Here is a 26,688-nt window from a genome sequence, read left to right on the forward strand (position 1 = left end):
TGGAAATTAAAAACCCACCCCACAATTCCCAACCCGGTTTTACGCCCGTTGCAGACACGGCCTGGGATGGGTTGCTGTTAGTAAACCCACCGAAACTGTGACCCTCGCTTTGCTCTCGCCACTAGGTTTCTCTTGGGTTTGCTAAGCAGCTGGGGGGAAATTAAAAAACCCTACCCCATTCAGGTTTTAGGCCTGCTGCGGAGCCAGCCTTGGAGGTCCAAGCGAAGCGCCGGAGATCCCAGCTGGCGAGCAACGGGCTAAAACCGATTCTCCCACCCATCAACTTCCACCCTACACAGGTTTTACGCCCGTTGCAGACACGACCTAGGAGACGGCAGCAAAGCGAACCGGATCCAGACGTGGAGCAACGGGCTAAAACCTATTCTCCACCACCACCCTATTATTCCCTTTCTCCATCTCCCCCACCAGCAGCGGATACACGTACTTGTATGCCGCCGCCGAGTGCAGCACCTGGTAGTCGCCATCCAGCAGCTGCCAGTACGAGCCGGTGAGCGGGCAGCCCGCCGTCTGCGTGTGGTAGTTGCCGATGTGGATGAAGACCAGCTGGTAATTGGGGATTTCGGTGATTTCCACCATGCCCCGGTGCAGCTTCGGGTACTTCGGCGCGTACCGGGCATTCATTCCCGCCCAGGGATTGAGCGAGAGGCCGTACTCCCCCTCGGGGATGCAGGTGATGCCGGGGATTTTTTCCGGCCGGACGCTGTCTTCCAGCAGGTAGCAGGCAAACAGGCCGCCGATATAGAGGTGGCTGAGGGTACTGTTCTTTCCCTGCGCCACGCGGATGATTCTGATTGGTTCCATTTGTTACCGATTTGTTGATTTGCAGCAAGCGCAATACGCCTCCGCGATGGAAAAAGGCAACGGGGCCGTCCCCGCCCCGCTGCCTTGGGCTAAGCGCCCCGAGAGCCTTTAAGGCTCGTCTTCCTCCTCAGGCTCCGGAGCGGAGGCCTCACCTCCGTCTACCGTCACCGTGCCCAGGTAGAGACTATTGCAGGCGTTGCCACCCGTCTTGCTCACCATGCCGAGATAGACATGCACTTCGTCACCGGCAAAATAATCCGGCAGCTCCAGCAGCAGCTCCTCGTCGAGGCGCTCCGCACCCTGGGTGTCATACTGGTATTCCGCCTTGGCGGGGTTGTATACGACCACGATGGCACGATCGCTGTGGTCGGCCTTGATCCCCCGGCGGGTATGGTCTGCCCAGGTGAAGCGCAGCAACTGACCGGACAGCACCTCCACCATCGGGTTACGCGGCCGTACGAGGTCGCCCTCGCTGATGCGTACCAAGGCCGGGTCTACCTCGAAGTCGGGATACTCCCCCACGATGGCCTGCTTGAAAATCTGCCGCACGGCCAGGTTGTACCCGCTCAGGTTTTGCTTAGCCAGCTTGCCATACCCTGCGTTAAACACGAAGCTGATCGGTTTGGCAAAGTTGACCGCACAGGCAAACCGTACGCGATGCACCAGCTGGTCCTCGGTGACAACCCTGCCCTTGGATACCCGTGGCAAGCTGCGCATGTAATCGATGCCGCGCCAGTGGGCGCCTACCACATTGCCGACTTTACCGGAGAATCCGCCTTGGATTCCCTTTCTGAAACTTCCCATGATCTTAAAAAAATTAATCGTTAAAAAACCTGCCGGCAGCGGGAAACGGCGATGCTGCCGACGTGATTTACTCCATTCTGTACCGGTACCTGTCCGTTTCCAAGGGCAAACATAGCGGGCTAATCCGCCGGCCGGAAGGCCGTGGCCGGTATTGGCCGCCGGTGGCCGCAGCATGCAGGGATTGGCCGCTGTTGCCATCTCCGCCATTTAAATTCTTTAGATGATTTGATTACCTTTGAGATGATGATCACTTCTAGGCAACAGCATTTAATCAAGGAAATAACGGCAAAGTACAATCCTTTTTTAGTGTTGATTGATTTCGATCACTGAATCAATTTATTAGATCGAATAGGCCTGGAGAGGGAATTATTCAAGGTTTGTAACCGACCATTTATGGAACTACAAAATTTCAAACTTAATTGTTATAAATTTCAAACTTGATTGCCAGAAATTTCAAATTTAATTATTATAAATTTCAAAATAAACCGATATTTGTGTATTAACGAGACAGCGAATGAACGAATTAATCCCAAGAAGCTTATCGTATGAAATTAGCAAACGTAAGGATAAGTTCCCGATTTTAGCGGTTACTGGCCCACGCCAATCCGGTAAAACAACCCTATTAAAGTCACTTTTTCCGGATTACACCTATGTATCACTGGAAAACCCAGACAATCGTTCTTTTGCCGAAGACGATCCAAATGGTTTTCTTCAGCTCTATGCTGAACATGTGATACTTGATGAAGTCCAACGTGTACCTGCATTGTTCTCCTACTTGCAGACCACGGTAGACGAGTCGGGCCAGATGGGACAGTATATCTTATCAGGCTCACAAAATTTCCATTTACTTAAGAATATCACACAGACCCTGGCCGGCCGTGTCGCCTTATTCCGTTTGCTCCCATTGGACCACGAGGAAATGGAACAAGTGGGCATACTGCCCAATTCGTATGCTGATGCTTGTATCCATGGCGGTTATCCAGCCGTTTACCACCGGAGGATCGATCCTGTGGATTTTTATGACAACTACATAAGGACATACATCGAAAAAGATGTCACCGAACTGGTCAACATCCGGGATACCCAAAGTTTCCGTACGTTTTTAGGGCTATGCGCCGCGCGTGCCGGGCAATTACTAAACCTCAATGCAATAGCCAATGAATGTAATATATCCCAACCTACCGCGAAGGCATGGCTATCCATACTGGAAAGCAGTTACCTGATTTTCTTATTGTATCCATATCATGAGAATTTCAATAAACGGTTGGTCAAGACACCGAAACTATATTTTTATGATACCGGTCTGATAAGTTACCTGTTGGAAATCCGGGAAAAACCAGCGTTACAAACCAATCGGCTAAAAGGGAATATCTTTGAAAACCTCATCATTTCCAATTTCCAGAAAATCAATGAGCATCACTACCAACATCGGCAATACTATTTCTGGCAGGATCATAATGGCCTGGAGGTAGACCTCCTCCTTAAAACGGCACAGGCCTTTGATGTTTATGAAATTAAGGCTACACAAACACTGACCAGCGAATTGTTCAAGGGCTTACAGCGTTTTTCGGATATCGCCCAACCTGCGAATGTCAATAAGCATCTTATCTACGGGGGTGATCAAGCGCTGGTACGCAGTAATACCAAGGTGATTGGTTGGAAGCACAACGAATAATCAAGGTCTCCGCACTACCTTGTAGCCGGAAGCCTTAAAAATTAATCGTTAAAAAACCTGCCGGCAGCGGGAAACGGCGATGCTGCCGACGTGATTTACTCCATTCTGTACCGGTACCTATCCGTTTCCAAGGGCAAACATAGCGGGCTAATCCGCCGGCCGGAAGGCCGTGGCCGGTATTGGCCGCCGGTGGCCGCAGCATGCAGGGATTGGCCGCTGTTGCCTTACACCTCCCTTACCCCTTCCCTACCCTTCGCTTACCTGAGGGGTAAGCAAAGGGTAAAGAATCGGTAAGCAAAGGGTAAAGAATCGGTATGGAATCGGTATGGAATGGGTAAAGAATCGGTAAGGAATCGGTATGGAATCGGTATGGAATGGGTAAGCCAGGGGTATGGAAAGGGTAAGCCAGTAGTAAGGAAGGGGTATACAAGCGGTAAAAAAAAGGTAACCGGCCGGTAAGTGGCCGGTCGTGCAACAACCGCCGCCGCCACCGGATGAGCGGCGGGGTGTTGCGACGGAAAACAAGCGTCAGGTAACGCTGCCGTCTCTTCCGGACTGGATGATATCATCCATCAGGTAGTAGCGCATCCCGCCGATGCGCAGGGGCTTCAATATACCCTGCTCGGTATGCCGTCTCAATGTGCGATCGCTGATGCGCAGCATCATGCAGACTTCTTCAGGCAGCAGCAGTCCATGGCGGTGCGCCGGATTGCCCAGACCGGCGAGCAGCCTTTTCAGCAACTCGGCCAGCAGGTGAAGCAGTGGTACGATTTCATTGGCCAACCCGCCCCCGAATGAAGACGGTGCAGATAAGTAAGGATTCCTTGGCATAAAGACCTCCGTTTTTAAAAGTTAAAAAAGACATGTTTCCTTTATGGTTTGGTAAATGATCCGGTTCGGTGTTGTCAGTTGTTGGGCAAATCCGCTTTTGCCCGGTTTAGCAATCGTTCAAGCAGCCGGCTTACTTTCACCCGTGCTTCGCCCGGGGCGGTGCTGTATTTCTTCCGGATACTTTCATAGGAGAGCCGTTCCTGATGCGGCGTGGCCATGTACCGGCTCAGTGCTTTGAATACCGGCTTGAGCTGCCGTACCTCTATCACGCCCTCATCCACGAAAAGCCTCAGCAGAAATAATACTTCCACCACCGTGACAGACACCCGCAAGCAACGCTCTTCGGCGCCACCGATGACATACTGCTGCAACTCGCCCAGAAAGTGCCGGTACCACTGCCGCTGGTCTTCGTGATACATACCCGCCGCTCCCGCACTGGGAAACTCGGCTTGGCCAACCATACCATGCAAGGCCGCCCTTGCTATCAGCTGTTGCCGGCAACGCTGCTGCTGGCCATCCCAGTCGTCCAGCAGCGCCTGTACCTGCGCATTGAATGACAGCCAGGGGTCGACCTCCCGCATCCAACGCGCTTCGTTCAGGCTGTCCAGCAAGCTGAGCAGCCGTTCCACCCCATCGGCGAGCGCCGCCGTCGTCCGCATCGGCTTAGCCATCCGTACTCCTATCGCCTGGGCCGCCCGGCATCCGCCTGTTGAGGTAATGAAACAGGGCCGCCTTATAGGTACGCCCCACCGGCAGGCCTATATTGGATTGCAACCGCATGCCGTGCAGCCTATCATGCTCCACGCGCCGCATCCGGTCGAGTGCTACGATATAACTCTTATGTATCCTCAAAAACTTATTCGGGGGCAGTAATTTTTCCAATTCGCTGATGGTTATGCCGCCCTGGAACGTCGCTTCGACGGTATGTATCGCCACGTTATGCTCCTCAGCTTCGATGTAATCGATATCATCAAGCAGCAGCTGGATAAACCGTCCCTTGCCGATGCCGGGCAGTACCAGCCGCCCATCATCGAGCTGCGCCTGCTCCATGCCCAGCGCGTCTTTCCACTTCGCGCGGTCCACCGCCCTGCCGAAGCGAGCCCGGTCAAACGGTTTTGCCAGGAAATCCACCGCACCGGCATCGATACATTCCGAGCCCCTATCGGCATAAGCCGTACACACCACCACGTGTACACGCTCGCCGAGCTGCGCCAGGAGCTCCATGCCGCTGATGCCCGGCATCTCCAAATCCAGAAAGAGGAGCGATACGCCGTATCGCTTCACAAGCGCGGCGATGCCTTCCGCATCGGTGGTAGCATGCACCAGCAGCAAATCGGGCCGCCCCTGGATGTACCTCCGCATCAGCGCTATCGCCTTATCCTCATCGTCTATGACCATGCATTTCAAACGTTCCATAGGCTATTGCATAATGGTTATGTTGGAAAAAAAACAACCGTCGGCCACCCGCGTTTCAAGCCGGTGGGCGTTGGGAAAAGCCAGTTCGAGCCGCCGCCTGAGGTGTTCCAGGCCGGTGCCCCATGACGGTGCGGGCGATCCGCGCTCCCTCAGCCGGTTTATGCAGGTGAGTGATACACTATCCGGATGATACCGGACGTTTACCCGCACCGTCTCCCCTTGTTTCCCATGCTTGAACGCATTTTCGAGCAGCGAGATGGTAGCCATCGGTGATATCACGTGCCCGCCCGGCGAGCCTTCAATCCGCAATGCTACCGCCTCGACACCCGGAAACCGGTACTGCTGCAGCTGGATATAGGCAGCCAGTTCCTCCAGTTCGGTGCGCATGAGTACTCGTTTTACCTGCTTGCGTGCACACATTGCCGAGTACTGCAGCACTTTAGAAAGGCAGCGGATAGCCTCCGCCATCGAGGCAGAATAGTTCAGCGCATCGGCATACAATCCGTTCAGCACGTTGAAAAGCGTATGGGAGCTAAGATGGCCCGACAGGAAGCGGTATTCATTAAGCTCACTTTCCTGCTGGGCTTTCATCCGGGCGATCTCCGCCTGGTGCTTTTCTTCCTGTGTCAGCTTGTGCCGCCTGCCGCTTTGCAGCAGCCGGATAATCACGACGATAAGCACGGCATGCAACAGCCAATGGTGGTACGTAGGCAGCATGGCCAGCACAAAACGCCTGAACCCCGCCTCCACGCCGTCGCGCACAAACTGGATATCCAGCCACGCCGTTGCCCACTGGTGCGCAAACTTATAGCCAACCCCCACCAGCAAAACGACAGCCAGCACGGCTATTGCCCCCCATTGCACGACCTTCAACAGCTGTGAGGCCCGCACCCTGGACAACCGGTAAAACAATGCAACAAGCACGTAAAACGATAGGATAATGACCAAGACCACCGCCACGACATCACGTGTGCGCCGATGAGGATAAAATTCACTGTTGTAAAATAACATTGCCATTAAATAGCTGGCCCAATAACCCAATTGCGCCAGGCAAACGATTAGTTTCTGTTTTTTACTCATAGGACAGTTTAGCTTCGGTTGTCGTAAGGTACAAAACAAAAGCTAAACCGGCAAGTCAGGCATCCACGGGCACCCCATACCAGTATTCCATCAAACTGTCATACAGCACCTTATCAATCACAACAGTTTTATAGCCGACTTTACGGATGAGGTAGTATTTCCCTTGCGCCGCAAATAACGCATAGTGCGCGGGCGTCAGTTGGCTGAGCGCAGCCTGCACATCAGGCGGCCCGGCAAACTGTTCGTCGTCCGGCATAGCGGCCGTGACACGGTGGAGGTAAGGCCAATTTTCCCACTGCGCAGGGCGGTACCGCAGTTGCTCGGCCAACGCACCATAGATGGCGGCGGTCGCCGAGGCCATGTAGCCTTCCGTCGGCCCGCCGTCTGCCACTATGGGCGGAGGCGCTATCACCTCCAAGCATTCGTTTTGCTCCCGCCTGAAGCAGAGCAGCGGATGGATGGGGACGCCCAGCCGGGCCGAAAGGAACGGCACGCCCCTGCGCACCAGCAGCTGCCGCCCCAAAAACGGCGTCGGCGTCAGATTGCCCGCCTCCACGGGTGATGCCCCCAAATCACCGTCGATGTAGATGAGCAACTGATAGCCCTGCTTCAGCAGCCTGGCCATGGCCAGTACGCCCCCCGGGCTGTCGGCCTCCACGATATGCATCCGCGCCTTGCCGGGCAACCGCAGGCGTTTGTGCAAGCTGCGGAAGGCAGCGCCTTGCTTGCGTACCACCTGCCGTGATACGGCCAGGGCAAACGGTATCCGTGCATGCCCCAGCAGGTAACTGGGCAGCCGGTACGATCCCGTATGCATGGTACATACAATACCCGGCTGCTCCCGTATCCGTGCTACGAGCGCCTCCTCCCACCCCACTATCCGTATGGGCAGCTTGCCGGCAAAATAACCCTGCTCCAGCCAGGCGAGCCATTGGTTGCGTACCCACTCGCGCAATAAGGGCAAATGGCTCGCGTACGGAATATCGGGGAGAAAATTGGCCAGGTTGGCCGTGAAGAACGCAAAAAGCCGGCTCCCGCGTTCGTGCGCAAACGGATTGAAGGCCATGGTATCGTTGGTGATGGCCTCCACGGCCTGCGGATAGTCAAGGTATTTGTATTTATCGAGGGGATTCATGACCTCTCCGTTAAATGATAAAGATATCGCACTTATCGACCGGCGGCGGGTCGCCAGCCGTGAGGCTGAACAGATCATTCAGGTTGAAAAACGGCAGGATGTTGGCTACCAACATCTGCGCAAGCTCGATTAACAGTTGAATTAAGTCCATCGTTGATTCTTATTTTCTATGCTACATCGCCGGATTTGTCTATTGTGCAGGCCCCGGCTTCTGCCTGTCCCTTTGGCCAAAGGATATCGCCGAATCGTGCCGTAAACCTGTATAAAAATGTCCATCTACGACGATTTTTTTCGTAAACAACACGTTTCTAACCACGAAATTGACTTTTCTTGCCTTTTTTTTCCGCGGCATGTCATCCGGAGTCACTCGTTTTTCGTTGCGTATTGGCTCCCCGGAGCGGGGGTACAGGCCCTTCTCCCCTGCCCTCAGCACACCCGGCGCCGGCATGTCACCCGCTGTCTCTTGACGGCTATGCAATCAACGTTTAATTTCCCCGCCGTCAAACAACCTTATGGAGCGGCTATTTACCTATTGGACCAAGCATTGCCCTGCCTTAGGAGCAGACAGCCGATCGCTCGTCCGGGACCGTTCGAAGGTAAGGCGGTACGCCAAACAGCAGGTCATCAAGCTGGAGACCGAGCGCTTTCCTTTCTTCTGCATCGTGCTCTCCGGCCTCGTGGCCGGCTACCGCAGAAACAGCCGTGGCACCCCCCTGCTGTGCGAGCTCATGCAGCCGATGGACTACTTCACCGGCACGGAGCACCCCTTTACCCCGCGGCTGCGCCAGGCGGAATACACTGCGCTTGAAAAGACGGAGCTGCTGCTGCTTCCGGTAGCCGAAGCGCGCGAAGCTCAGCTGCGCCTCCCCGCTTTTGCCGAGCTGGTGCAGGTGATGAAGCAGCGCAAAATCAATTTCCTGGAGCTGCTCATTGCGCTGGACAGCGAAGACACGTGCTATGCCCGCTACTGCGTGTACATGGCGCAATATGGAAGCCAGGCGATAAGGTTGCCCGATGCGCCCCAATGGCAGCTGCTTCGCATGAGCAGAACAAGCTACTACCGCGCCAAAGCCCGCTACTTGCGGGACAGAAACCGAAATTAGTCCCACCAAGGTGGGACTTACCCGCGGCCACAAGCCCCCTACTTTTGTTTCCATGAGGAAAACGAAAGACACAATCGCTGAAGCAGCAGCCATCATCGCCCGGGCCGGGGCCTCCGGCCCGACGCCCGCCACCACGCCGGAGATGATCGGCCACTACCGGCGGCACCTCCGGCTGAATCACATGCGCAAAGGCGTGCTGCTGATGTCACCGTTCATCCCCCTGGGCCCGCATCTCACTGCCGACCCGGACGCCGACCCGTTTATCATCCGGCTTTCCAGCACATTGCGGCCGGCAGGCGCTACAGCCTACCTCACCCTGCGCGACGGCGCCGTCGAATGGCGGTATGCACGCACATGGATGCGCTATGCGCGCTGCCCCATCGTACGCGACCCGTTGCTCATGCAATGGCTGGACGGACTGTTTGCGGCTTTTTACCTGGAAGCGGACCTCCCTGCTTCGCTGGATGATGACCTTGAAATGCTCGGCCCGTGGGACCGCGTCCGCTGGGTGCGCACCAACCTGTTCGAAGGCGGCCGCCCGGGTGAGACGCTCACAGAGGAAATCGACATGTGGGTATACGGCCTCAACAGCACCGAACCGCTGAACCAATTCCTTGCCTGGGTTTCCGAAGGGCTGGATGAAGACGGGAGGCAGTTCCGCTACACCGCCCATGGCGAAGGCGGGGAAAGCGCCAGGTTTTACCTGCTGCGGTACGGCAAGCGCCGGGCGATGGCTTTTCCCGCCGGGCAGCCGGAGCCGCTCCTCTACCTGGCCGGCATTGCCAACAGCATCCTGCAGCCCGACTACGAGCTGCGCCGGTACCGCAACAAAAAACTGGGCAAAGACGGCATCCTGATGCCCCTGGCACCGCAGGATTGGGAAGCCCTGGCCTCCGCCTACGGGCCGATGGCTGTTGAAGCCCGGTTCAGCCCGATTCATAGACACACCGAAACAGCTAACGGAAGGAGGCGGACCATGGACCCCTGACCAATCAACGGGGCCTGACCATCAAGGATGGGGAGACCGCAAGAAAGACACATGGCCGGTGGCAGGCCATCTAAATACCAACCACACCAAACTAATTACATTGTAAGATGATCATACTAAAAACAATAACAGGCTTATTGATAGCCGCCGTGCTGTATGTACCGGGTACTACACAGCACGAAGTCGCCAAGGTTGGGGAAGAACCGGTGGTGAAGGAAAATCCAACGGAAATTGAACAAACTATGTTTTGGTACAACGTAAATGCGGCGGGCACACACACCGTTGGTAGCCCGGCGTTTACAGGAACAAAGTCTGAAGTGATTGCTGCTCAGGGATGCAAAGACCTTGCCGGCAACATTTGTTTATACGGATCAGCGGATGATGACTTGCCTGACAATACGGAGATAGAGTCTCCGAGTCCGAGTGAAGTTATCCGCAGAAACAATTTATAACAAAATTTCTTATCGGTTTTCATGGGTGCCGGCACCTGTCCGCCGGCACCCTTTCTATTTTAATCCGATCAAGGAACCTCCAGTATCAAGACACTCATTTTCTCCGGCCTCTTAATCAAATCCAGCCCATATCGTTTCAATTCGCTCTTAAATCCATCAATTGACGGCTGATCTAATGTTTCGCCTGCAAAAAAGATATCGACGTTTCCTTCGTATCCAGTTTCGTCTATGAAAGGCATGCCTGTGATGTGTTCGATATGAGCGCCCAACGCTGATGAAAATGAAGAAAAAGGTCTATTCATATACCTTCGTACCGAGTCAAGTTTACCAAAGCGTATATCCTGCTGAACGAACGTATGCGCTGTCTTGCCGCCTTTTGTGGCCAGCAGATCTTGTGTGGTAGTCCGTATCAGCACCCAGCAATCCACGTTTTCCTCCGCTATCGAAGACCTTATGGGAAAATACCGTTCAAAGTCCGACTTCACCAGACCAAACAAATCCGCACCCGTCTCCGGGACCTGAATCTGATAGAAGTAAAAATGCTTATTCATCCAAGCCAAGGCCTTGGCTCCGGTGTATTCCGATGGCATCTTGTAGAACGTCGAATCCGGTATAGCAAGACGGGTCCTTCCCGCGCGGAACGGGTTGAAACCTAGCTCACCCAATTCGTGATAGAGGTATTGATACATCGTCACTACATCACCTGATGTTGTATAATCCGTTTCTGTTTTGCGCTTTTCCAGTTTCAGCCCATTACTTGAATCATATCTCGCCAGGTAAGAGGCGTACACCACATTAGAGAGAAACTCTGGGTCAAAAATGGTTTCCTTGTAGACATTATTTACCGCCCTTGTTATTGTAGTTTGTCTGTTGTCCAATACGCGCCTTATATTGCCGGCCGTGAGGTTGTAGCCGTCGGCCAAGTGCCTCACCACACCTTCACCATCTATCCACACGTGGAAGGGTACGCCAAGATGGGGAAACAACTGATGGAGGATGCTATCAGTGGTAACAAACGGAATATCCGGTTTATGTATGAAAGGGCGCGTTGAGAAGAAATCAGTTGTTTCTGTAAGGTCATGCTGACTCACGGCGATAAATTGCACTTCGTCTTTGAAAGTGGCCTGCAGGCTGTCTACTTTTGGAAATGCTTTCAAGCAAGGCAAGCAATAGGTGCTCCAGAAATCAAGGATGATCAATTTTCCATCCAAATCCCCAAAATCGATGGAATCTGCATGATGGTTGTAGACTTCCCGCAGTACAAGCCTTGGCACCGTATCGCCGACATCCAGCGGCTTGACTTGCGGAAAAGCGGCCAGGGATGCGTTGAATAGCACCAAGCCGATTAATAGTTGCTTTTTCATGTTTGCATGTTATCTTGTGTTCACTCAATACCCTGCGTTCTGCGTCAGATAAGGGTTGTACAGCAGTTGTTCGTAGGGGATGGGAAATAAAGCGGCAGTCGCTTTCCAGCCCGGCTTTGCGGCACCCAGCACGTCATCAGCCATCCCCCATCGAATCAGGTCAAACCACCGGTGTCCCCATTCTGCGATCAGCTCTCTCCTCCGCTCCTCCCTGAGCGCTTCCATCAGCAACGTTTCATCAAGCGTAGTGAGGGTATCGATGCCCGCCCTAAGCCGGATGACATTGATATCCGCTCTCGCGCCTTCGAGGTCTCTGCTTTGAATACGCGATTCTGCTCGTATCAAGTACTGTTCTGCCAGCCTGCAAACCACCAAATATTCCATGGTAGCGTCATAGGTCTGGTACCTGTATTTATTGATGTACGCTTCATTTTGACCTATTGCTTCCTGGCTGCTGAACCAACGCATGCGCCGGTCATCCGCGTCGAAAACGGCGACCAGTGATGGTGTCGGGAGGACGGCGGGAGCGGCTCCGGCACCCGGCGGGAGCAATGCCCCCGCCTCAGCCGTATTTCCTGTATTATTAGGCGGTGCAATTTCCCATATTGTCTCCGCGCTGTTGATGCCGAAGACATCCTGTAAGTCAGCCACGAGTCCATATTCGTTTGCGTCGATAACGGCAGATGCTACGACTTGCGCATCTGTGTATTCACCGGCATATATGTAGGCACGAGCCAAGAGAGCCAGCGCAGCCCATTTATTTGGCCGTATCTTGCCTACGCCCCGATACGCTTCGGGTAAAAGGTTGCTCGCCTCCCGCAGGTCACGGATGACCTGTTGCCGTACCTCATCGATAGCTGATCCCCCTAATTTTGCGTTCGTTTCATAATCTGTGTTGAGAACCAGCGGCACCTTCCCAAACAGATTTGCCAAATACATGTAATGCAGCGCCCTCACCAATTTCATTTCTCCGGCGAGCGTGTGCTTTATTCCAGCCGGAAGGGATGCGCTCATATCCAATTGCTCTAGGATGGAATTGCAACGGTAAATGGTCTGGTACGGCACATCCCACAACTGGTAGGATACCGTGGAGTTGCCGGATTGCAGTGCATTGTGGTAAAACGGGCTATACAACTCGTTTTCGGACGAAACCTGCAGCTCATCGGCGGCAAGCCCGCAATAGATGCTCAGCGCACCATTGAGCAGCGATGGCGACGACGTACGCATGAAGGCGTATACGCCATCCACGGCAGCTTCCGCCGTCCGGCCGGTGGTAAATACGTCTTTTGACTCCATCATCTGAGGCGAGGGATTGATGTCTACAAAAGACTCACAGGACATGAGCATGGCGGACACTGCCGACCAAAGCGATATTTTGATGCTGTTTTTCATGGTTAAATCGTTATTTCAATACCCAATACAAAAGTTTTAAGGGGCGGCAACACGTATAAATCCTGGTTCTCAGGGTCAGCGCCTTTGTACCCGGTGACGGTGAATAAGTTTTGGCCCTGCACCATCAGCCTGAGGCCCGATATCCCGGCACGCTGGGTGAGCGTCGCCGGAAACGAATAAGCCAACGACACATTCCTGCACCGGATGAACGATGCGTCCGATATGACCGCATCCGAACTGTTCAGCAGGGTGCCCCGTCTGTACACTTCCCCGGTGACCGTCGTAAATTTCTGCACCGGTGCGATATCCCCCGGCTGCTGCCACCTTTGCAGGACGATGACGGGCTGGTTGCTATAGCGGTATCCGGGAATCGTGCTTCCCATACCATACATGTAGTTATAACCATCCTGCTTCTTGAAATCAAAAGTGATACCCAGCTCAAACTGCCGGTATGATACCGTATTGGAAAACCCGCCGAAGAGGTACGTATCACGGGAAGCCGGGAACACGGCGTCTGCCACGGTATATTCCCCATCGCCATCCGCATCAACATAATGATACATCCCGCTACCCGGATCAACGCCAAGGTACCGGTATCTCAGGTCTGTCGATAATGACTTTCCGACGACGAACCGCGAGCGGTAACTGGAGCTCGCCTGGTCTGGGAAATCGGCCAGCGTATTCCGCGGTATCGAAAGGTTTACCGCTGACGACCACCGGAAACCGGACCTGACGGGCAAGTCATAGTTGATCTGTACCTCCCACCCTTTATTGATCACCGTAGCGGGCATATTCCGCAATATCGATGCAAACCCCGTTTGGATGGGCAGTGTATACAACATCAGCTGGTTATCCGAAACATTTCGGAAATAATTCACCGACACTCCAATCGATTCGTTCAGCAAGCGCCCCTCCAATGCAACATCGAGCTTGCGGTTGCGCTCCCAATTGTAGGATGGGTTGTACAGCGCCGCCGGCAACAATGTGGAAAGGCCAACGTACGAGGAGTAGCCAGGCGTCCAGCGATCTACATACTGATAATCGCCTATCTGGTCATTCCCGGTCACGCCAAAGCTGCCGCGCAGCTTTACCAACGAAATCCAGGGAACCTGCCGGAGAAACGCCTCTTCGCTGATCAGCCACGCTGCGCCGGCGGCGGCGAAATTGGCAAATCGGTTTTCAGGGCCGAACCTGCTGGAACCGTCACGCCTGCCCGTGATGTTGAAAATGTACCTGCGCCTGACGTTTACATTTAACCTTGCATACGTACCTTGGTAGCGGTATTCGTTTGCATTATTTCGCGCAGAAATGTTACCCGCCGCACTTAGCGAGCCCAGCAGCAAATCGCTGGAATAATTGCTACCGTTGTTTGAGGTGGATTCCATGCCCTGGTGTTGCCAGGTTGCCCCCAGCAGGGCAGAAAGCTCACCCCATGGGCGCTGCACGTGGTAATTGACCTGCGGCTCTACCATCCAGCCTACCGTCCTGCTGTTCGAGAAGCTGGCACTGGGCCTTGTGCTGGAAAACGCGTCTATCGACGTGCTGGGGTTCCGGCTGTGCTCATCATTGCGGACCACGTTGAAACCCGTGTTTACCAACACGGAGAGCTCCTGCGTCAGCAGGTAAGAGACCGTGTTCTGGCCGATGATATTGAGCTGTGTAGCGTCATACTCCTGATTACGGAAGGCCAGCGGATTCGCATTCTGGAGCCCGAGGTTGCGGTAGGGAATGCCGCCATTCTCCCAAGCCAGCGAGCCGTCATCATTATATAACCGCAAAAAAGGCGACGTTTTGATGTACCGGGTCAAATCACGCACCGGCAAGGCGTTGGAAGCCGAGGACACCGTAAACGAACTATTCACCCGGAGGTTGTTTGCGCCATTGCGCAAGGTGGCCTGGCTGTGCAGGCCGTACCTTCTATGGGCCACCTCCGCGTCAAACACCGTGCTCTCATCGTGGTACGAACCGCTGATAAGGTAACTGGACCGGGCAGAACCGCCGCTTATGGACAGTTGGGCATCATTGTACCTCGCACCTTGCCCTATCAGCAGGTCTTTGAAGTCTGTGTATCGGGTGGTATCCCACAGCATTAAGTCGGGCGCATTGGTTGAGCTTGGCTCGATACCGTCATTGGCAAACGCTTCTTTGCGCATGGTCAGATATTGGGGCCCTGAGAGCATGTCCATTGACCGCGCGGGCGTACTTAAGCCCGTACGGAAACCGGCGTTGACGGCCAGCCGCTCCTCCACGCCCTTTTTAGTGGTTATCAGGATCACGCCGTTTGCGCCCCGTGAGCCGTATATGGCCGTGGCGTCGGCATCTTTCAATACCTCGATGGATTGGATATCCGCAGGATTCAGCAGGCTAAGAGGGCTTATTCCCGCGCCGATATTGCTGATAGCCCCTTCTCCGGCTGCGTTGTTCAGTTGGTTGAGCGGGTTTTGGGCAGCGGACAAAGGAACGCCATCGATGATATACAGCGGGTCGTTGCCATTCAGCATGCTGTTCTGCCCGCGTATGCGGAGGACAACGTTGCCACCGGGCACACCGGACTGCTGGGTGACCTCCACGCCCGGCACCTGCCCATGGAGGGCCGCCAGCGGATTGCCAACGGGCTGGCGGGCGATGGTCTTGCCATCCACCCTACCGATGCTTCCGGTACGCTCCCTATCCTTTACGGTATAATATCCAGCATTGATTTGCACCTCTTCCAGCAGCAGGGTGTCTTTCATTGTCCGGCTGGTATCCCCCGAACCGGCTACACGGTCTGCCGCCTGATGTTGCTGGCGCGCATGTGCCGTGTGACTCATGGCCAACGGCATCAAGAACATGATTACCCCAATTGCGAGGCCCGGCCCGGGGTGGGCCGGTGCCTGCGCAAGGGTCTGCACACATAGAAAATCTTTAGTTGCTTTTTGTATAAAGGCATAGCATCCCCATAAGCGTAAATTTCGCTTCACTATTCATTGGTTTTTAGTCGTTTATGAAATTAATCACTCCAAAAACCGACCACCAACGTGAAGGAATTTTCACCGTTTATTTGCAAGTATGGATTAAAGCATCTATTTTTAGGGTTCGTTGCAAGAAACCGAAAATAAACACCTTCTCCAACCTGAGCTAAAAACGGGTTTTTCTTTCAGCATTGGGGTCGGTGGCAGCCGTGGGAAGTGGGCTTTTTATTGCCCGTGCTTTTGGGGTAGCGTCTTTTATGTAGGCCCTCCCCTATGCGCTTCCCGGCTGCGGTGTTTTCGGATAGCCTATTCAGGCCCTGCAATGACGTTCTTTATATTGGATTGAAGGGATTGGGGTTGCACTTTTTTGATATCGCAAATTGCGATACCTGCCGCAAGAGGCTTGCGGTGGGAGTGCGTTGGTGGTTTGGTGGATGTCGTTTCCATAATCTTTTTTAGCTATGTAAACGAAGTCGCTGAAAGCAGGTAGGAAAGCCGGATTGGCATCAAAAACCAATAAGGCGAACTTTGCTGCTTCTCGGTTGAAGGAAACCGACTAAGGAACCTTTTCCCAGCTATCTTCACGAGATTGCCAGTTTTACCCCCGAAAAGTCTGACGCAAAGTCCGCCCTACTGGTGCTATATAGGCAAATATAGAACATCCAGTTAAAATGGGCGAACTCGCGGTCTTCTCGTGGGTAAAAAATTAGTCGGTTTTTTCAAACGAGAGAGACGTCGTTAGTGATGTATAATCAAATACAACACTTTGTTGTCGCTTTCAATACGATGACAAACATAATAAAAATATATCAATCTGGCAATATTGCCAAATAAAATTACACAACAGGCTGATTTAATGATAAATAAATTTTCAGAAATATATAAGCGTATCGGCTCTAATCTTAAGAGAGAACGTAAGAAAGCTAGGCTAACACAAGTCCAACTTGCAGAAAAGATATCTAGGATTGACGATGCAAAAATCAGTAACATTGAAAATGCAAAAGAGGATTTTATGTTTTCCACTTTATTGGAAATAGCCAATGGTCTCAACATTGACGTTGAAAAGTTGACCAAGAAGGAAAGAGCGGTTAAGAAAAAGGAGGAATGGAATGATGAGCAGCAATCCCGAATTTAAATAACACCACATAAATGCAGACAAAGAATTTTAATTGGACCTGATTTGCTATTTTTGAAGGAACGACGGCGCTTACACAGCAAAATACTCTGATATTGGCTCTAATTATATTGAATCAAGGCAATATGCTGGTTTTCGCTCTGCGCTTTATCAATAATATCTCCAAGGAGATGGATAAATGGGCATACGAGAAGAAAGCGGAACTTATTAGGCCGAGAAAACTTACAGATAATTGGTATAATGAGTCCTTTAACGGGAGGTTCCGGGACGAGCGCTTCAACACGAATTGGTTCCTGTCGCTGGAGGATGCAAGGGAGAAAACTGAAGCCTGAAGGGTGGAATACAATACGCTCAGGCCGCACAGTATCTGGGGATACGCCCCCCGAAATGTTCATAGAAAGTCAGGTCAAAAAAACCGAATCCTCTATTTGGGACGACTCGGAATTCGGGAGGAGGTCAGGGGAGGTCAAACAATGGTATGCTAATCAGACAATATTAGAAAAATTAGCATTCCCCAAATAGTCTATAACTGACAATATATTTTTTAACTTTGCTAAGACATGACTATCGTTGTAATCTAACGTAAACTTTTAAACTCAAAAAATATATGTGACTTATTTATAGAAACCCTTATGGAAAAATAAATAAAGCGCAATTATATCAAAAGCAAAACTCATCATTTATCTTTATTTATCAATATGCCAATTAGATTGCCTCCTGAATGGAATATCTATTACAACGAAATTCGAGATCGATGTCAAGCACTAATTGAGTCAGGAATATGGAGTGGAATCGACATAAATCAACTAAATGCGTGGAGGAAAAATTTTAAAACAGATGAAGAAAAGTATTTTTCGGCGTGTGTACTTGACTCTTTAATTTACAGATCGAATCAACAAACCTTTTCTCTCATTAATAACCTCTTGAACAAAGGTCTGAACAACACTTTTAGACAAATTGGGCTCAAGGAGATGGCAGAATTCCCTTTAAATGTACAAAGCAAAATAATCGATCCCCTTGTTCGATTCATCCCAGTAATTACAACTGAAAGTCCAGTAACGAAAAGTTCTTTCGAAATCTTGCGATTTTTCAAACGATATTTTAGAATCCAAGAGAAATGGATGATCTATCCCAGCGATATAAAAAGAAGTATCGAAAACGGAGTTAAAGCGTTTATCTTTATAGACGATTTTCTAGGAACCGGCGTACAATTTGATGACACCTTAGTGTATGCCAATATATACAACGAGATTGAACAAGGTTGTTTTGTATATGCTCCGCTAATCGCCCACGAACTAGGGATCAATCAAGTTAAACACTCTACCAAAAACATGCATATAACATACGCCGAGCTCCTAGTAACCAAAGCCCACTCATTTTTTAACAATTATTTTGAAGGGCAGCAAGATGAGGCAAGGGAGTTTTATAAACATTTGATGACGGATAGAGCGATACCATTTGATCCAGTTACGCCTTTCGGCTATGGCAACCTAGAAATAACGCTTTCTTTTGAACATGCTGCCCCAGACAATTCCCTACAAATTCTTCATTATCAGTCAAGTAATTGGAATTCGTTATTTCATCATTAAATTTTTGTCAAATGAATATAAGACAAGAAAATCCGTTAGCACAAAATAGAGCAGAGGAATTAGGGTTCGACATTTGGGAAGAGTTTGTAATCCCTCCATTTTATGATAATCTTGACTTACTGACTGCTCGAAAGCCTAGGGTCATTGTGGGGGGGAGAGGTTGTGGAAAAACGAGTTTACTTAGGTTCCTTTGTCATCAAACACAATTTTCCCCGAAAAGAATAGATATAACTCAAGACGATTTAAAGCATATTGGGCTATATTGGAAAATAGATACGCAATTTGCGAAACAGCTATCAAAAAGGGGCTTGGAAAATGAAATCTGGGAGAAAGCGTTTGAACATATGGCCACTTTACTCATAAGTCAAGAAGTGTTAAAAAGCATTGAAAGTATCTCTAATTCGAGCTTCGTTGGTTTTGACCAGTCCGAACTTGAAAAGCTTGATTTAAGCATTTTAGACAGCTTTAATAAAGCTATACCAGGTAATTTCATGAAGCTGAGAACATTTTTACGGCGTGAGTTTAATGCTTTTCAAACATGGGTTGGATCGATTAGGCAAATTGAGCAACCAGTATTCCTTCCAAAAATCTTCGTAAACGAACTCCTTTCTGAATTAATTCAACAGGTGGCAGTTTTTAAGAATTCAAATTTCTTTGTTTATATCGACGAATATGAAAACTTACTTGAAGAACAACAAAAGCTAATAAACACGTGGTTAAAACACAGCGAAATACCACTAGTTTTCAATTTGGCAATGAAAAGGAACTCATTCGTCGAAAAGCAAACTATTGGGAAAGAACAACTTTCCGAAATACATGATTATAGAGAATACGATTTAGAGTCCTATTATGAAGGCGCTATCAGTTTTGATTTATTCGCTGCAGAGATACTTTTTTTGCGGTTGATGAAAATCGAAAATAACGTAGTTGACTCACCTATTTCCATTAATGATCTAAGAAGTTCATCTTCCGAATCCTTAAATAGAAGGAGATCGCCAGAGTACAAATCGAGAGTGCTAAAAGCTGCTAATAACTTTCTTCCTTCAATGTCTCTCGAATTGATTGCTAAGGAAATATTAGAAGACTCAGTATTACGGAACCGACACGAAGCGCTATTGAAGCAATCATTACAATCCCAGTCCAAAACGACAAGACCTGAACGACTTGTCCTACACAATCAGCCAGCTGCAACAATTATTATACCTTCGCTTCTGTCCAGAAAAGGCGTAAATGTTGATGACATTTTATTGGAACTTCAAAAACTAGAAAACGGCCAAAAGAATAAGTTTACGGGCAATACTGGTTGGTTGCATAACAACTTGTTTGGATGTATTCTTTTGATATATGAACCGTTAGGAAGAACATGCCCTCTGTACGCTGGTTTTGACTCATTTTGTTTATTATCAAAAACTAATCTAAGACATTTCCTAGAATTATGCTTCAAATCAATAACCAATGAAAGGTTATCGAGTTCCAGTAACCTCAGGCAAATCAGTGTTAAATCTCAAGCCGACGCTGCGAAGCAAGCTAGCGCAAGTTTTTTAAAAGAGGTTAAATCATTTGGAAACTTCGGCAATAAGCTTCATACAATGGTTTTAAGACTCGGTACATATTTTAAATATGCACAAAAACGAATCGCGCAAAGTGAGCCAGAACAAAATCATTTTAGTATAAAGGGGATTTTGAATTCTGACGCACAATCGCTTTTACAAGAAGCTATAACGTGGTCCGTTTTTTATGAAAACAAAATCACAAAACAAAAGGGCGGCAAGAGCAAGTTGGAAACAGAGGATTTTGAATATGTTTTGAATCCCATTTATGCACCTTACTTTCACATCAGCTATCGAAAAAAAAGACGAATTGATCTACAGCCAAATCAGATTGAAACGATTATTTGCGGGAGTTTTGAAGATTTTGAATCTTTTTTACGGGTGACCTTAAAAAAGTGGAATATGATGCCTATCTCGGATGAGCTAAACCTATTTTCAAACCTAACACATTCAGAACATGGGAATTGAAATGCAATATGGTGCTAACAGCGATCAGTTGATATTTGAAGCATGGGATTATGGAATTATAGGTAGAGAGAATGATGAAAGGTGCGCTATCGCTTCAGATTTCATCAGAGAAAACACGGCTAAAATAATAACATTTAAATATCATCCCAAAGAATTCAAGGTTCAAATTGATGGAATCATAGTCGATAAGGACGATGTAAATGATGAACTCAAACATTTTAATGGTCATAGAGTAATTTTGGATGCGACCAGCTTAGATTTTGCTGAATTACTTATTCTTTTACAATCGTTTAAAGACCTAAATAAAAATATGTTCTCAATTATTTATATTGAACCAAGTGAATACAATCAAAATAAAGGCATTAAAGAAATCTTACGTATGAGGGAATTTGAATTATGCGACGAATCGGTCGGACTTGAAGCAATTCCCGGCCATTCTTTAACAATAACAAATGATGTTGTTCAAAAAGTTGTTTTTTTATGCGGGTTTGAGTCCGAACGGATCGACCGAGCGCTGGAAGACACACAAATCCACGGCACGGAATGTTGCGTCGTTTTTGGAGTGCCTGCATTTTCGCCTGGATGGGAAATGCACTCGTTCACAAATAATTTAACTGTAATGAAAGATAGGCGAATTACTGGCGGTGTAAATTACTGCGGCGCGACTGACCCGTTTTCAGTTTACAACAAATTACTGTATATTTATAAGGGACTGGAAGACGATTGGGAAATGTTTATCGCTCCTTTTGCGACAAAACCAATGAATATTGGAGCCTGTCTTTTTTTAGTGCTAATGCCTAAAACCAAGGTCGCAGCCCTATATGACCATCCGCAGGAAAAGTTAGGTAAGGGGCTAGGCATTGGAAATTGGCACCTATTCAATATTGACTACAATACACTTACTCGCGAGGCAGATTGGCATAATTGAATAATTTCAAATCTACCCTTAAACTCTAGTTAGCTTTGATATTCATTCAATAATCTAATTTAAAGATTCCTTAGTTTTACGGCAATGTCTAATATCAACTTGTTATTTCGCTATTTATGACTGTTTTTTCCACGACTAGTGTTTACGATGAGAAAGAGTTCGAAGAAAGATCCGACTATATAAATGATACTGATTTGGAGCTTTGGAACGTTGAGAACGAACATTTTAATCACATCCAACAAAAATTGCTTGGTGTTGGCGCAAAATTATTAGTTGGTCCAAGGGGTACCGGCAAAACACATCAAATGAAAATTGCTCACCTGAAATGTCAAAAAGATAAAAGCAAACCTCTTTCTTTATTCGTATCATTTAGTAAATACTATCATCTTGAGCCATTTTTGACAAAGGCTCCGAACGCGATTCAAATTTTTCACACATGGGTACTATGCAAGATTCTGCTGAGCGCGATTAGCATTATTGAGGATGAAAAGGAGTCAGTACCTTCGTGGGCTAAAGATTCGAATTTGTTAACCAAAGAGACGATTCAAGAATTTGTCGCAAAAGCAGAAAAATTGAAAGCATCGCAATTAAGCGACGATCTCTTGATAAGTGCCCTAAATATCAACTGGCTTGTTACCTTGTTAGAACAACTAACAATAGTAACAGGCAGAAAGCGATTAATCCTAATGTTAGATGACGCCGCTTTGACCTTAACGCCGGAATACCTTGTTGAGTTTTTCGAAATCTTTAGGAGTTTAAAAACTAAAATAATAAATCCCAAGGCTTCGGTTTATCCAGGCACAACCCAATTCGGGCCGCGATTCCACGTCAACCATGATGCTGAAATGGTTAAATGTTGGCTGAGCGTTGAATCACCGACATACTCATCATTCATGGATAGTTTAATAAAAAAACGATTCGAAAATTTTAAGGAAGGAGTAAGCACAGAACTGATTGAGCTATTCAAATTTTCTTCATTTGGAGTTCCGAGGGCATTTATAAGCTTACTTAGAAATTATAGGTCAAGGCCCGAAAAGGTTGCTAATGCTAAATTTAATGCTGTTATAGAACAACAGGCGCAGTTTATAGAAACCGAATATTTATCCATTTCTCAAAAATTGATTCAGTACAAGAAGGTAATCGAGTCTGGAAACCGTTTATTTAAACAAATAACTCAAGAAATTAAAGATGATAACAGCAGGTTAGTAGACGAGAGAAATCTAATGATAGGAATTAGTAGTGAAAGCATTGAACAATACAAATTGGCTGATAGAATGATACGCTTTCTTATTGAAGCTGGGTTGCTATACGAAGATATCCCTGTCAAACATGGCCAACAAGAAGGAAGTAATGAACGACGAGAATATAGACGGTATATTCCTCATATGATATTCTTAATACAAAATAGGACCTTTGTAAAATCAAATAAAGGAGGGTTTAAGGAAGTCCTAAATTCAATAAATCTGAAAGCTCGAAAACAACCACTACGACGCTCAATAAGGAATCTTTTAACTACGAAAGAATTAGACGGATTAACCCTTGATTTACCTCCTTGCCAAAATTGCAGCACGCCGAGACTGACACCCGAGCAGAGGTTTTGCCATATATGTGGCAACGAGTTAGTAAATCAATCGGCTTTCGAAACATGCTTGAAAATTTCCGTGAATGAACTACCGCTAACAAACTGGACGAAAGATCGGTTGGTTGCAGTTAAACTCAATACAGTCGGCGATATAATTAGCTTGCAAGATCCAGGCTCAGAACTTAGGAAAATCCCCCAAATTGGGCAAATAAGGTCAAATAAGATTTATAATGAAGTATTAAAAACCGTTGATGAATTTTTAGCTTAATGATGTTAGTTTTACCTTCAGCCAATGCCGTCCTTCCTGGGTTAACACCCTATGACCTCAATAAAGCGATTGATAGAAGCCATATTGACTTGGACATATCTCCTATTGATAATTTTATCACTAATGGCATAGAAATTAACAAATTGATGACAGCGACTCCCTCAGCCGTACAGGGAAATCTTATTATTCTCGGTTACGTATCCGCCATCGAGAGTTATTTTAGAGCGTTATTCAGAAGATTAATCCTTGTAGACGACACTTGTAGAAATACGTGTGAAAAGAGGCAGGTAACCTACGGAGCTGTATTGTCAAATAAAAAAAATACACTTCCCGAAGCTCTTTTCGAGGACATCTCGTTCGCGGGCAAAAAAAATTTAATTACTTCTATCAATAATTTCCTAAATCTTAATATTCAAGAATCAAGTCTTTCACCTGATTTATCTTCAAACTTGGACTCTTTTAGCGAAATTTGCGAATTAAGGCATTGTATTGTCCATAGATTTGGTAAATTTGGATCAAAAAATGCTATTTCATTAGGATTGGACAAACACTTTCACAATGTTGAAAAACCGATAAAGTGCGACTTCAACACGCTTCAAAATATTATTTCCGTTTGCCATAACACAGTAAGGATATCAAACAACTTTCTCTTTGAAAGAATACTCAAAAGGTTAATTTTGGACGGTGTGAAAAAGAAACAGAATACCATTTGGTCATGGAATTATTCAAAAGACCGAGAAAAATTTAACGAATATTACGAGACGTTTTATTCGCGTCTGGCTCCTCCCCGTCCTTCGTATACCAGGTTGAAATTATATAAGAATTACAAAAAAGTCTATTTTAGTTTATAATGGATATTTTAGGAAGATATTATACAAATCATATATTTTCGAAGTTGTTAGTCGACAACCTATCTATTTCCAACCCCAAAAACATTGTTGAATTAGGTGTTGGTGATGGTGCTCTGTTTCGTGCTGCATTTGAAAGGTGGTCTAGCGCTTCATTTTATGTTACAGATATTGATGATAGTTCCATCCAAAGGATGAGGAGTGAGTTTCCGAACGTTAAATCGTTTCAATTAGATACGATCAAAGAAAACATCATAGAGAGGCTTAACATTTCTGATTCGATTGATATAGCTATCTGTAACCCACCGTATCTTAAAGTAAGCCCCACTCCAGATATTCTTACCATTTTTGAAAAAGCGCAACTCCATGAATGCAAGGGCTTAAGGAAAATTACTTCTGACATATTGTTTCTTGCTAAAAACTTGGAAATTTTAGGCAGAGAAGGTGAGTTAGGAATAATACTCCCCGACGGGCTTATAACGGGAAAAGAATTTATATCGCTAAGATCATCTTTACTTGCTGCACATAATGTTAAGGCTGTCATCCAACTCCCAGAAAACATTTTTAAAAAAACTGAAGCACTTACTCATATCGTCATAATAGAAAAAGGTTCATCAACTAGCTCTTTTGTTCCTGTCTTCCTATCTAATAAACTCGGGGAAATAGTAGACCAGATCGACATTAACCAAGACACTTTGGTCGAAAGGATGGATTACAAATACAACAAATGGAAAAAAGCGAACCGATTCAACAAAGGTCAAATCTGTTTAAAGAATTTGAAACCAATAATAAAACGGGGAAACAAAACACATAAAGAATTAAAAGAACTAAAAATTAAGTATCTGCATTCCACGAATTTGCCCAACCTATCTGCCAACTTAGATCTTGGGGATGAAGAAGGTAAAAGTTTGGACGGCCTTGTTTGCGCTGAGGCAGGAGATATAATTATCTCAAGAGTGGGAAAAATCGGGAAGATAGCTAAAATCAAAAGTGGAAAATTACCTATTTCAGATTGTTTGTTAAAAATAACACTACCTGACATACAAGCTTCGGCGTTATGGAAGTCCCTAACTTCAAAAGAAGGCCAAGAATGGTTAAAAGCGAATTCCCATGGAGTTTGTGCAAAGGTAATTAGCTTGTCCGATCTGATGAATTTTCCTATTAAAAAAGTGGACTTTTCCGAATAAGACAATGCAAAGGGATAAAAATTAATATTCCGAATAAAGTGGTTGATGAGAATCGACGCTAATCGCTGATATTTTTATAGTATTGAAATTAAGCTCTAATCTCAGCAATCTGATCACCTTCCGCACGAACTTTACAAGCTTTGATTCCTTATCATTCCGAAAAAGGCCTATCGCGCCATTGTCATCCATATCAGCAAATGATGAGAATCCAACGTTGCGGTATACGCCATAAAAGCCGCAAATGCAAAGCCCCGAAACGGGGAGAATCGGGGCTTGCTAACTAACCAATTATAAACCTAAATTATGAAAAGACAAATCTTACTAACTGATTATATAACGCATTCCCGCCCCGGTTTGTTACAGCAGGACTGTTAAGATATGTTAAAAAGACAATGAAGTGATAAAAAGAAACCCGTTACCTAAAAGATAACGGGAATCCGCCCCAATGGGATTAGGGGCTATCAACCTAAACCTAGGACGAAGATAAGAATTATCTCGCCAAACTCCAAAACTCATCCGGCCACTTCCGCCCAATTAGCGTCACACGATAGCTTCCGGGCCATTACGAACCTGTAACTTTCAAGCTTCTCGTATAATATAATGAGTCAAGGTAATGTTTGTATTTATTCATATCTTCCTCAGTTAAATTTCCAGCGATCGGTGGGGTAATATAAGGAACTGCTAGCTGGATATTCCGAGCCAAAGTACACCACTATTCCGCTCCAATATACACCACCGATTCCGGGGCAAAGTACACCAGTCTGTAAGGGTTGTTTAGGATTAGGTTGGTTTTCTGATTGATTTTCAGGAACTGCCATTCCGGCACAAAGTACACCAATAATTCCGCTGCAAGTGCACCACGGGGAGTTTAAGGATTGCTAAGTTAGGCGTCGACAAGACTCTAACGATATGGCAAACAACCCCATTAGTATGCACAGGATAAGACAATTATTATTATTTCTTGACCGTGGCTTTTCCCAGCGGGCCATAGAGAAGGAAACCGGGATCAACAGACGTACGATTGCCGGTTACCTGAAGCGGTTCGGGGAGAGCGGATTCAGCTTCCGCGAACTCCTGCTTTTTGACGACAGCGAACTGGAGGTTTACCTGAATGCCGATA

24 protein-coding genes and 1 pseudogene are annotated in these 26,688 nt (G+C 47.7%); 14 read left to right on the top strand and 11 right to left on the bottom strand.

Annotation, left to right across the window (positions count from 1 at the left end; all coding sequences use genetic code 11):
- Positions 1-372: 372 nt before the first annotated feature.
- Together B5X72_RS11025 and B5X72_RS11030 are read right to left on the bottom strand one after the other, a co-directional pair.
- Positions 373-822, bottom strand: a complete 450-nt coding sequence (locus B5X72_RS11025) for a DUF5675 family protein (RefSeq protein ID WP_079716931.1) — start codon at positions 820-822, stop codon at positions 373-375.
- Positions 823-930: 108 nt separating this feature from the next.
- Positions 931-1,824 carry a DUF6266 family protein gene (locus B5X72_RS11030; RefSeq protein WP_139378644.1) on the bottom strand — a complete coding sequence of 298 codons (894 nt, stop codon included), beginning with the start codon at positions 1,822-1,824 and terminating at the stop codon, positions 931-933.
- Between the two features lie 316 nt (positions 1,825-2,140).
- Here B5X72_RS11030 and B5X72_RS11035 point away from each other — a divergent pair, with 316 nt between their 5' ends.
- Together B5X72_RS11035 and B5X72_RS20570 are read left to right on the top strand one after the other, a co-directional pair.
- Entirely contained in the window at positions 2,141-3,301 is a 1,161-nt protein-coding gene (locus tag B5X72_RS11035; RefSeq protein ID WP_079716933.1) for an ATP-binding protein, read from the top strand.
- A 90-nt stretch (positions 3,302-3,391) separates the two neighbouring features.
- Positions 3,392-3,595: a hypothetical protein gene (locus tag B5X72_RS20570; RefSeq protein WP_139378645.1), complete on the top strand. Its 204-nt coding sequence runs from the start codon at positions 3,392-3,394 to the stop codon at positions 3,593-3,595.
- 234 nt (positions 3,596-3,829) lie between these two features.
- Here the strand turns inward: B5X72_RS20570 and B5X72_RS11040 are convergent, their stop codons facing one another.
- From B5X72_RS11040 to B5X72_RS20785, 6 genes are all read right to left on the bottom strand, one after another.
- Positions 3,830-4,132: a helix-turn-helix domain-containing protein gene (locus B5X72_RS11040; protein ID WP_079716934.1), complete on the bottom strand. Its 303-nt coding sequence runs from the start codon at positions 4,130-4,132 to the stop codon at positions 3,830-3,832.
- Positions 4,133-4,206: 74 nt separating this feature from the next.
- The gene (locus tag B5X72_RS11045) at positions 4,207-4,803 is read right to left on the bottom strand and encodes a hypothetical protein (protein ID WP_079716935.1); all 597 of its coding nucleotides are present in this window, start codon (positions 4,801-4,803) and stop codon (positions 4,207-4,209) included.
- A complete protein-coding gene (locus B5X72_RS11050) occupies positions 4,796-5,548 on the bottom strand; it encodes a LytR/AlgR family response regulator transcription factor (RefSeq protein ID WP_079716936.1) in 753 nt (250 codons plus the stop codon). The genes B5X72_RS11045 and B5X72_RS11050 overlap by 8 nt, the downstream gene beginning before the upstream one ends.
- A 3-nt stretch (positions 5,549-5,551) precedes the next feature.
- Entirely contained in the window at positions 5,552-6,628 is a 1,077-nt protein-coding gene (locus B5X72_RS11055) for a sensor histidine kinase (protein ID WP_079716937.1), read from the bottom strand.
- 55 nt (positions 6,629-6,683) lie between these two features.
- Entirely contained in the window at positions 6,684-7,763 is a 1,080-nt protein-coding gene (locus B5X72_RS11060) for a lysophospholipid acyltransferase family protein (protein ID WP_079716938.1), read from the bottom strand.
- A gap of 10 nt (positions 7,764-7,773) precedes the next feature.
- Complete coding sequence (locus B5X72_RS20785; RefSeq protein WP_176146169.1) at positions 7,774-7,914, bottom strand: hypothetical protein; 141 nt, start codon at positions 7,912-7,914, stop codon at positions 7,774-7,776.
- Between the two features lie 361 nt (positions 7,915-8,275).
- Between B5X72_RS20785 and B5X72_RS21190 the strand changes: the two genes are divergently transcribed.
- From B5X72_RS21190 to B5X72_RS11080, 3 genes are all read left to right on the top strand, one after another.
- Positions 8,276-8,866, top strand: a complete 591-nt coding sequence (locus tag B5X72_RS21190; protein ID WP_079716940.1) for a cyclic nucleotide-binding domain-containing protein — start codon at positions 8,276-8,278, stop codon at positions 8,864-8,866.
- 52 nt (positions 8,867-8,918) lie between these two features.
- A complete protein-coding gene (locus B5X72_RS11075; protein WP_079716941.1) occupies positions 8,919-9,854 on the top strand; it encodes a hypothetical protein in 936 nt (311 codons plus the stop codon).
- A gap of 107 nt (positions 9,855-9,961) precedes the next feature.
- A complete protein-coding gene (locus B5X72_RS11080) occupies positions 9,962-10,306 on the top strand; it encodes a hypothetical protein (protein WP_079716942.1) in 345 nt (114 codons plus the stop codon).
- A 68-nt stretch (positions 10,307-10,374) separates the two neighbouring features.
- On the opposite strand, the gene B5X72_RS11085 is transcribed toward B5X72_RS11080, so the two are convergent.
- Genes B5X72_RS11085 through B5X72_RS11095 form a run of 3 tightly spaced genes read right to left on the bottom strand, consistent with a single transcriptional unit; the run spans position 10,375 to position 16,022 of the window.
- Positions 10,375-11,670 carry a TlpA family protein disulfide reductase gene (locus B5X72_RS11085; RefSeq protein WP_079716943.1) on the bottom strand — a complete coding sequence of 432 codons (1,296 nt, stop codon included), beginning with the start codon at positions 11,668-11,670 and terminating at the stop codon, positions 10,375-10,377.
- A gap of 24 nt (positions 11,671-11,694) precedes the next feature.
- A complete protein-coding gene (locus B5X72_RS11090; RefSeq protein ID WP_079716944.1) occupies positions 11,695-13,062 on the bottom strand; it encodes a RagB/SusD family nutrient uptake outer membrane protein in 1,368 nt (455 codons plus the stop codon).
- A gap of 2 nt (positions 13,063-13,064) precedes the next feature.
- Entirely contained in the window at positions 13,065-16,022 is a 2,958-nt protein-coding gene (locus tag B5X72_RS11095) for a SusC/RagA family TonB-linked outer membrane protein (protein ID WP_139378647.1), read from the bottom strand.
- Positions 16,023-16,836: 814 nt separating this feature from the next.
- Here B5X72_RS11095 and B5X72_RS11100 point away from each other — a divergent pair.
- From B5X72_RS11100 to B5X72_RS11140, 9 genes and pseudogenes are all read left to right on the top strand, one after another.
- On the top strand, positions 16,837-17,148 hold the full coding sequence (locus tag B5X72_RS11100) for a helix-turn-helix domain-containing protein (RefSeq protein WP_217698131.1): 312 nt from the start codon (positions 16,837-16,839) through the stop codon (positions 17,146-17,148).
- A gap of 158 nt (positions 17,149-17,306) precedes the next feature.
- Positions 17,307-17,477, top strand: a pseudogene (locus B5X72_RS11105) (integrase core domain-containing protein); the annotation flags it as partial.
- Positions 17,478-17,846: 369 nt separating this feature from the next.
- Positions 17,847-18,737 (top strand): phosphoribosyltransferase-like protein, encoded by an 891-nt coding sequence (locus tag B5X72_RS11110; protein ID WP_079716948.1) that lies wholly within the window; start codon positions 17,847-17,849, stop codon positions 18,735-18,737.
- Positions 18,738-18,748: 11 nt separating this feature from the next.
- Positions 18,749-20,755: an ORC-CDC6 family AAA ATPase gene (locus B5X72_RS11115; RefSeq protein WP_079716949.1), complete on the top strand. Its 2,007-nt coding sequence runs from the start codon at positions 18,749-18,751 to the stop codon at positions 20,753-20,755.
- Complete coding sequence (locus B5X72_RS11120; RefSeq protein WP_079716950.1) at positions 20,745-21,683, top strand: hypothetical protein; 939 nt, start codon at positions 20,745-20,747, stop codon at positions 21,681-21,683. The genes B5X72_RS11115 and B5X72_RS11120 overlap by 11 nt, the downstream gene beginning before the upstream one ends.
- Positions 21,684-21,799: 116 nt before the next feature.
- A complete protein-coding gene (locus B5X72_RS11125) occupies positions 21,800-23,533 on the top strand; it encodes a hypothetical protein (RefSeq protein ID WP_079716951.1) in 1,734 nt (577 codons plus the stop codon).
- Positions 23,533-24,384, top strand: a complete 852-nt coding sequence (locus B5X72_RS11130) for a hypothetical protein (protein WP_079716952.1) — start codon at positions 23,533-23,535, stop codon at positions 24,382-24,384. Before B5X72_RS11125 ends, B5X72_RS11130 begins: the two co-directional genes overlap by 1 nt.
- Positions 24,384-25,568, top strand: coding sequence for an N-6 DNA methylase (locus B5X72_RS11135; RefSeq protein WP_079716953.1), 1,185 nt, complete (start codon positions 24,384-24,386; stop codon positions 25,566-25,568). Before B5X72_RS11130 ends, B5X72_RS11135 begins: the two co-directional genes overlap by 1 nt.
- Before the next feature lie 930 nt (positions 25,569-26,498).
- On the top strand, positions 26,499-26,688 hold a 190-nt coding region (locus tag B5X72_RS11140; RefSeq protein ID WP_139378648.1), incomplete at its 3' end, for a helix-turn-helix domain-containing protein.

Source organism: Parapedobacter luteus, from assembly GCF_900168055.1.
Classification (GTDB): Bacteria; Bacteroidota; Bacteroidia; order Sphingobacteriales; family Sphingobacteriaceae; genus Parapedobacter; species Parapedobacter luteus.